The organism is Paenibacillus sp. EPM92 (assembly GCF_016586185.1).
In the GTDB taxonomy this organism is placed as follows: Bacteria; Bacillota; Bacilli; order Paenibacillales; family NBRC-103111; genus Paenibacillus_G; species Paenibacillus_G validus.
On sequence record NZ_BCPS01000039.1, the window covers coordinates 1 to 5,695 of the forward strand.

General features: G+C 49.7%; 4 protein-coding genes and 2 pseudogenes. 4 read left to right on the top strand and 2 right to left on the bottom strand.

The window, feature by feature from the left end; all coding sequences use genetic code 11:
- A partial coding sequence (locus tag JMF85_RS07165) for a transposase (protein ID WP_201317978.1) occupies positions 1–230 on the top strand: 230 nt, incomplete at its 5' end.
- A 55-nt stretch (positions 231–285) separates the two neighbouring features.
- Here JMF85_RS07165 and JMF85_RS07170 read toward each other — a convergent pair.
- A pseudogene (locus JMF85_RS07170) lies at positions 286–1,750 on the bottom strand (IS5 family transposase).
- A gap of 191 nt (positions 1,751–1,941) precedes the next feature.
- Here JMF85_RS07170 and tnpA point away from each other — a divergent pair.
- The 3 genes from tnpA to tnpC all read left to right on the top strand — a co-directional run bounded on the left by tnpA (position 1,942) and on the right by tnpC (position 4,299).
- Positions 1,942–2,322 (top strand): IS66 family insertion sequence element accessory protein TnpA, encoded by a 381-nt coding sequence (gene tnpA, locus JMF85_RS07175; RefSeq protein WP_127610824.1) that lies wholly within the window; start codon positions 1,942–1,944, stop codon positions 2,320–2,322.
- Entirely contained in the window at positions 2,312–2,668 is a 357-nt protein-coding gene (gene tnpB, locus JMF85_RS07180) for an IS66 family insertion sequence element accessory protein TnpB (RefSeq protein WP_127610823.1), read from the top strand. The genes tnpA and tnpB overlap by 11 nt, the downstream gene beginning before the upstream one ends.
- 95 nt (positions 2,669–2,763) lie before the next feature.
- Positions 2,764–4,299, top strand: a complete 1,536-nt coding sequence (tnpC, locus tag JMF85_RS07185; protein WP_201317979.1) for an IS66 family transposase — start codon at positions 2,764–2,766, stop codon at positions 4,297–4,299.
- Between the two features lie 699 nt (positions 4,300–4,998).
- Here the strand turns inward: tnpC and JMF85_RS07190 are convergent.
- A pseudogene (locus tag JMF85_RS07190) lies at positions 4,999–5,631 on the bottom strand (transposase); the annotation flags it as partial.
- Positions 5,632–5,695 lie beyond the last annotated feature (64 nt).

Below are 5,695 nucleotides of genomic sequence, written 5' to 3' on the forward strand. Positions count from 1 at the left end.
GCGATTGTAGGCAAGAGCGGCAGGATGCCGCACAGCGTAATGCGATCGAAGGAAAGTTTGGAGAAGGAAAACGCAAATTGGGACTCGGTCGCATTCGCGCACGCGGCGCCGAAACCAGTTTAACCGTCATCGCCCTTCAGTTTCTGGTCATGAATCTGGAGCGGCGGCTGCGGGCTCTCTTATTGTTTTTTTTCAGACTGTTTGGGTTCAGTGTCTTACGTTGGGCGTAGACTGGAACGAATCTTGTTCGGCAAACCCTAAGTAGGGTTTGCTGAACGATTCTTATCAGAAATTCAGAGCTAGGCGCCGTCGAGACAGCATTGTGAAAATAAGGAAAAAAAGAACGCGGAGCCTGCGCTCCAGGTTCATCACCAGAAGTTGCAGCGTAATAACCGTTTCGCTCGTCTTTGCAAGGCGTGCTCGAATGCAGCCAAGCCCATACTTGCGCTTGCCTTCTCCAAACTTGCCTTCAATCGCGTTTCGTTCTCCGGTGTCCTGTTTGACGACTTGCTTATCTTCACTTGTCGGACCGTTCTTAGGTTTGCGCCCCTACACCGGTCCGCTGAGTCGGATACCATGCTGTTTGCAGAAGCTCCGGTTCTCGCGCGTGCGGTAGATTTGATCCGCTTGGACGACAGCCGGATAGGTTCCCATGCGCTCGCGGTACTTCTCGATCACGTCAATAAGCGTCGTGCTCTCGTTGAAGTTATCCCAGGACAGACGATCAAGGAACGCATAGCCCTTTGTCATGCTCACCGCGATCTTGGCTCCGAACTCGACTCGCGCCTTGGCTTTCCCGCGCACGATCGGCCGGACATGCGGCTGATGAATGTTGACGATCCGGTCTTCTATCTGATGGGATCGCTCGCCCCACATTTGAAGCTGCTGACGGTACAGTTCATGAATCACCAGCAGGTCGCGGTAGGCTTTACGGCTAAGCAGCGTGAGCGGCTGCGTCTTGGCTTGCTCGGCGATGATGGAGAGGTTCCGTCCAACGTATCCGAGCTGCCGCCTGATCGCTTTGCGGATCACTTTCGGTCCCGGCCTGCGCTGCTTGGACACCACCAGAAACTACTTGCGCGCTTTTTCCCTGTAGGTACGCGGTTTCGCCGTTTGTCCGATGACCGGTTCATGCAGCGCATCGATGACCGCTTCAAGCGCCTCTGGCTCGGCAGACGTCTGCTGCACGGGAGGTGCTGCTTCTGACGATTCGACTGCCGCTTCCACGAACAGCATTTGCTGCTCGGCTTCAGCAGTAGGAGCGTGCCTCTTCGACCGCTTCCCTTTGCCTCCGCCGCGGCTTGCGTCGTTGTTTTCGTCATCGTCCTTCGTTTCCTTCGCGCCTGTGGAAACGACGATCTCGTTCAATTCAGCCAGCACATCCGTCAGACGCTTCCGGAAATGCGTCATCATGGAGTGATGAAACGGTTGCTTCATCACGAATCCGGACAGACCGATGAAGTATTGCATGTATGGATTTTCGCTGATCGACTCCAACGTTTCCCTGTCGGTCAACTGCATTCTCTCTTGGATGATGAGCGCGCCAAGACCCATTCGCAGACTGATCGTTTGCTGTCCGCGGAAGGTGTCTTTGAAAAACTGTCCGTATTTTTTCTCGGCCTCTGCCCACGGCACCAACCGCGCCAACTGAACCCAGCGATTTTCTTCGTCCAGCTTGCCGCCGAAGGGCAGAAAGAAATCGCTTGGGCAGGATCAATTGATTTTCAAGATGCGCGGTCGGTTTGAACACGTTCGTCACTCCATCTGCAAGGCTTTTGGTCCGTTCACAACGCTTTCCTTTGCATATGATTTCGACATAAAGGGTAAGCGTCTAATAAGTTAGTGTATAGAAATCTCCCTCAGTCTTTGAGACAATTCCCTTAATTGGAGTTTGTAGAGTTTTTCGACTTCGATCGAAAAACTCCAAAGGGAGGTTTAGAGTTGAATACCAGGGAAGTTACTAACCAGTATCGATTAAACAAATGGACTGAGATTGTCCGAGAATGTCGCAGTAGTGGACAAACGATCTCTGCCTGGTGTGCTGATCATGACATTAATCCTAAAACTTATTATTATTGGTTGAGGCGCGTGCGCGCTGCCGCATGCGAAGCCCTCCCGTCACTTTATTCTCAAAACAACCCAATTACCAATCCATTCGTACCAGTAAACATTCCAGTCTCTACAGCTGGTACTGATTCTGGTGATCAAGAAGTATTGTCAGATATCGTAATACGTTTTGGCGCTGTAACACTGGAGATTCGCAACAATGCATCAGCAACCTTGATCGAAAACACCTTGAGGGCATTGCAACATGTTCGGTGATATCTCAAAAGCGGAGAAAATCTATGTCGCCTGTGGGTATACCGACATGCGGAAGTCAATTGATGGACTTGCCGCAATCGTCCAGCAGAATTTTCAGTTAAACCCTTTCCAAAACAGTCTGTTTCTCTTTTGTGGCCGGCAACGTAATCGAATGAAAGCACTCTGTTGGGAAGGAGATGGATTTGTCCTCCTTTACAAGCGACTGGAAAACGGAAGTTTTCAATGGCCAATGAATGCCGAAGCCGTTCGCTCCATCACCTACCAGGAATTTCGTTGGCTTCTGGAAGGCCTGTCCATAGATCAACCTAAGGCCGTAAAAAAACTCCATATTACGGCCTGTCTTTAACGGTGAAAAACTCCGAAAATGCGCATAATTACTGGGTTTTTCGGCATTTTTATGCTATAATGGATACAGTAGAAAACGGTAAAGGAACTGTATTCATGAGCGCTGCGGAGCAGGTAAAAGTACTCGAAAAACGCATAGGCGAACTGGAACTGGAGAACAAACGGCTTCACGATACGGTTGAATATCTAACGCGCAAACTCTTCGGCAGAAGTACCGAGAAGACATCGTCCCTTTCTTTGGGGCAGATGTCTCTTTTTGATGAAGCAGAAATCGAAGCGGATCCGACGGCGCCAGAGCCTGACCTTAAGGAGATACAAGGGTACCGGCGAAAGAAATTTCAAGGTCAGCGGATGGAACTCTTGAAGGATATTCCTCACGACAAACGCCTTTGCACCCTTGATAAACAAGACTGCTTTTGCGAAGCATGCAGCACCGCACTTGTATCGGTTGGCGAAGAGTTCGTCCGAACTGAAATCGAGTTCATTCCTGCCAAAGTCAGAGCCATCGATTATTACCGTGAAACCTTTGAGTGCCGTACCTGTCGTAAGAACGGGAAACCCTACATGGAAAAGTCACCCATGCCTTATCCGGTGATCCAGCACTCCATGGCTTCTCCTTCCACAGTGGCATGGGTCATGCATCAGAAATTCGTCAACGCCCTTCCCCTGTACCGTCAGGAAAAGGAGTGGCGGACACTGGGCGTAAACCTTAGCCGTGCGACCATGGCCAACTGGATTCAAGCTGCGTCCCGCGACTGGCTAGCTCCATTGGTGGGGCTAATGCATCAAAAACTCCTGCAGGAAAAGTATTTACATGCGGATGAAACTGTCGTCCAAGTCATGAATGAAGAGGGGCGAAAGAATACCACCGATTCCTATATGTGGGTATACAGCAGCGGCCAGCATGGCAAACACCCCATTCGAATTTTCGAATACCAACCTGGCAGAAGTGGCAAATACCCTCAGAAATTCCTAAAGGGATTCAATGGGTACCTTCACTCGGATGCATACTCCGGGTACACAAAGATTCCGGGTGTCACAAGATGCCTCTGTTGGACACATCTTCGAAGGAAATTCGTAGATTCCCTTCCGAAAGATATACAGAGCCCGGAAGCCACCCTTCCAAGCCAAGGCATTACATTCTGTAACAAACTTTTCGAGATTGAAAAAAAGCTTGAAGACCTTTCGAGCGAACAACGTAAATCTGAGCGTCTGGAACGAGAAAAACCCGTCTTGGAGGCTTTTTGGGTATGGATCGATTCCACCAAAGGTAAGGTGCTGCCCAAATCCAAACTAGGTGAAGCCTTGACTTATGCCCTAAATCATAAGGGAAAGTTTATGAATTATCTTCAGGATGGCAACTGCTCCATATCCAACAACCTTGCCGAAAACAGTATTCGACCCTTTACAATTGGAAGGAAAAACTGGCTCTTTAGCGGAAGTCCGAAAGGAGCTTCGGCGAGTGCCGCCGTTTACAGCATCATCGAAAGTGCTAAGGCAAATGGTCTTAATCCGTTTAAATATCTTCAATTCATCTTCAGCCAATTGCCGGGGGTTCAGTTTGGACAACATCCGGAGTTTCTTGAAGATTACCTTCCCTGGAGCCCAGAAGTCCAGGAAGCCTGCCAATAGAGCAAAGCTCTGTTTACACGGGTTTTGCTCTTTTTTCTATCCACCGAGTTATTTGACGCTTACCATAAAGGGCCTGAAATCCTTGTTACTATGCGGTTTTTTCACCGCTTTTTCGCCATTCAGCAAGCCCTAAGTATAATCATTATTAACACTACAACGTAGTCTGTTAATTAACAATCATGCGGAACTCATATGACGCTTTTTGCTGTGGGAACGGTAGGTTTTGGCGTTTGATTTTTGGTAATACGAAACATCCCGTACCGCTCTTTTGATGGCGGACGGGTCTTGCGTGATTGCAGCTATGATCAAGATCAATGCTTGGCGCATCGTCAAGATGGAATGGCTGTCGCCGCTTCCGTTTTTTTTGAAACTGTTTGCGTACCTCCAATACTAACAGATGTGCCACCATGGTCAGCAACATGTGCCGATGCCAGCCTACGTAAGATCGCGTTTCATAATCGGCCATTCCGAGAAAGCTTTTGCACTCTTGGAAGCATTGCTCAATAGGCCAGCGCAGAGTAGCCGCATGGTGTAATTCTCGGACGTCGATATCAGCGGGCCGTTGCAAACCGCGTATTTGATCCGGCCATCTTCATACTTGCGGATGTAGAGCCAAAGTTCAGCCATCCTTGCCGTCATGCAATTCAACAATCCGGCAAGTTTTAACTAACGTACGCACCGGTCTTTTGGAGCCTTCCATCAGTACAATGTTTTCCCAAGGCGCGATTCATCTTCTGCAATGGCAGAAACCGGGACTGCTGGAATGGAAGGAGTCTGCTTGGTTGGCGCTCTCCCGCGCCCTTTTCGTTCTGGAAGCGACCAGTTCGGGCGTTCTCGGAATACACGCTGATTACTGTAAAGATCCGCGAAGAATAGTACGGAGGCGGGCAAGCCTTTTCGAAATTCGGTATCGCAGCCAAATGCGCCGTCGCAACCGACCCACTTGAATTGGAACACATGCTGCTTTACGGCATCCTGGATCATGTCAAGAGCAAGCTGTGGCTTGGTGCGAAACACGGTCGTTTCCGGAATGCCGCATGAAGACCAGTGAGCCTTACGCTCATCATCAAACCACGCCTCAGGCAAATACAGTCTAGCATCCAGCAACCCGTAGCCGCCGGTCCCAGAGTAACCGATGAATACGCCAGCTTGGCAGTTTTCGACTTTCCCTTTACTGCCGCAATATTGGCGCCAGACGCCTGCAGATTTGGTTCCTTTCTTTCCAAAATTGGAGCCGTCCACCGTAATCATGCCGTTTGGATCGTTTGCGGTAGCACAGACCCTGTCCTGATAGGTCTGTTTCATTTGCTTATCATCCCACGTGCGTCTTTCAGAAAGAGCTGCAGCGTGCGCACCGCCTTTTCGTCCTCATACCGCAAAGCAATCGGATCGGTGC

What these genes read in the sequence shown, in the direction of transcription:
- tnpB (WP_127610823.1), top strand. Translation starts at nt 2,312, where the DNA reads ATGTTCGGTGATATCTCAAAAGCGGAGAAAATCTATGTCGCCTGTGGG.
- tnpC (WP_201317979.1), top strand. Translation starts at nt 2,764, where the DNA reads ATGAGCGCTGCGGAGCAGGTAAAAGTACTCGAAAAACGCATAGGCGAA.